At 42.1% G+C, this 2,067-nt stretch carries 2 protein-coding genes; both read right to left on the reverse strand.

Annotation, left to right across the window (positions count from 1 at the left end):
- A partial coding sequence (locus tag F6J94_RS33290) for a protein phosphatase 2C domain-containing protein (protein WP_293048098.1) occupies window positions 1–1,252 on the reverse strand: 1,252 nt, incomplete at its 3' end.
- Window positions 1,253–1,353: 101 nt separating this feature from the next.
- Window positions 1,354–2,007, reverse strand: a complete 654-nt coding sequence (locus F6J94_RS33295; protein WP_293048100.1) for a VWA domain-containing protein — start codon at window positions 2,005–2,007, stop codon at window positions 1,354–1,356.
- Window positions 2,008–2,067: the final 60 nt, after the last annotated feature.

Raw genomic sequence — 2,067 nt, forward strand, 5'->3', positions numbered from 1 at the left:
TTAATAACTGCAGCTTACTTTCTTGAGAAACAGCAGCCAACATGCCATCACCAACCTGACAAGTTAGTACGATACTAAAGTTATTTTCTCCTGCTTTAACAGTGGTATGTACTGCTAGTAGTAGTGTTGCCGAAAGATCTTTAATCTCGAGTTTTATTTGACCGCCAAGGGCTATAGAGTAATCTGCTAATGGGTGAAGTTCATCTGCTTTGGTTTCAACAGCTTCATAAGCACCATTCATAGCTTTGTGCAAAGCAGTTTGCACAAAATTTATGTCTTCGCCAACAAAATTCCAATTATCATGTCGCTTGAGGGAGTTAGATAACTGTTCCTCTGTCTGTCTCGGAAATAAATTGTGAGACTTAAGATCATTACTAAGTTGCTCAACTGCTGCTTGACAAGAAACTCTTGCGCCTATGCGAGAAAACTTTTTGGAACCAGCACCATCGGAGACAGCAATAATTGTCCAGTTTCCACTAACAGCAAACTCGAACCAGTCATCACAATTAGTACCGTTGTGTTTATGACCTTTACCACGAACTCTTGCACCGATGAGCTTTAGTCCTTCTGGAGATTTTTCCGCTTTACAATCAAAATCTTCGTGTTTATCTGGCTCATTGTCTGGCACTGGTAGATACTTCCACGGCGGTTTTACAGGTGTAGATATCCTCTCGGGAGCTTCACCTGTGGGCAGGTTACCAGTTGCTCTTATACCTGGTTGTGTTGATTGTGTGTTATGCGATCGCTCCTCTTCTGTTACCTTTTCAGGAGTTGTTGGTAAATTGGCTGTTTCGTTATTATAATGTAAGTTATCGACATTTTTACTAGCAGGTGTTTCTCCTATACTCACTTTTAACGGAAGTAAATCTGGCTGTTTTTGGGATAAAACCTTAACGATTGCACTACGGACACTTTCTTTTAACTCACGATTTACTATCTTGCGCCATTTTTCAACATCTTCCTGGCTAACAGAGCCTTGTGCCCCTAAAATTTGCTGTATAAAACTACTCCACAGTCGCTCTATTTCCTGATCTTGGTTGGTTATGTTGATATCGACTTTTAACCTGCAAGCAAACACCCTTTTAGCCAGCTCAGCTAGAGAATCACAAATTTTCCTAGCTTGCTCTTGATAATTACTTGAATCAGTAAACTCTTGCCACTTTTTCTTTAATTGAGGCGAATGTTCTTCAAGATAGAGCTTCCAGCAAACCGCTTGGACTAATTCTTCTAAATTTGGGTCTAGTTCCGACATAGTTGACTCCTGCCTATTCTATTGGCCATAGCTAATCCCGTAGAATATTTCCACTAAGCTGGTTTAGCAACAACACCCTTGATGGGTGCTGTACAGTAACTTTAAGGAACAATCGTGATTCCTTGAGGTGGGGGAGGTAGGTTAATAGGCTGGTTATCTGCCATGACTTGAGATACACTCTGGGATGTCTGTTGAATTGACTGTGTTACCCACTTGAAGAATTGCTTGAGGGTATCCGGTTGCAAATTATCTAACTTGACAACAATTTCTGTAATCCGCTTGAGTAGAGATTCATCAGCACCAGAACCAGCCGCACAAGCAATAATGTTAGCTGGCTTTTTCTTTTTCAGCTCATCGGCTGCTTTTTGCCAACTGTCAGTGGGCATACCATCAGTCATCAGAAACACTAAAGGTTTCCAATCCCCTTTTTGGGTTTCGCTGGATTTCTGCACTTCTTGATCCATGCACTTTGCTAAGAGTTTAAGGGCTTCACCCATAGACGTTGCACCGCCAGAACTAAGAGTAGGAGGCTGAAAAGACATCAGCTCTGTCAGGGGAGATACTTGTCGAGCAGTGCTTTCAAACGTGATTACTGATAGGTAAGCTGTTTCTATGGCATAGGGTTCGTTCATCAGGTCAGCAACTAATGCTTTAACTCCAGCATTAACAGCTTGTATAGGATCCCCTGACATAGAACCAGAGCAATCGAGGACAAGATAGACAGGTAAACGACGTTTGAAAGCACTGCTCGACAAGTATCTCCCCTGACAGAGCTGATGTCTTTTCAGCCTCCTACTCTTAGTTCTGGCGGTGCA

Source organism: Moorena sp. SIO1F2 (genome assembly GCF_010672755.1).
Classification (GTDB): Bacteria; Cyanobacteriota; Cyanobacteriia; order Cyanobacteriales; family Coleofasciculaceae; genus Moorena.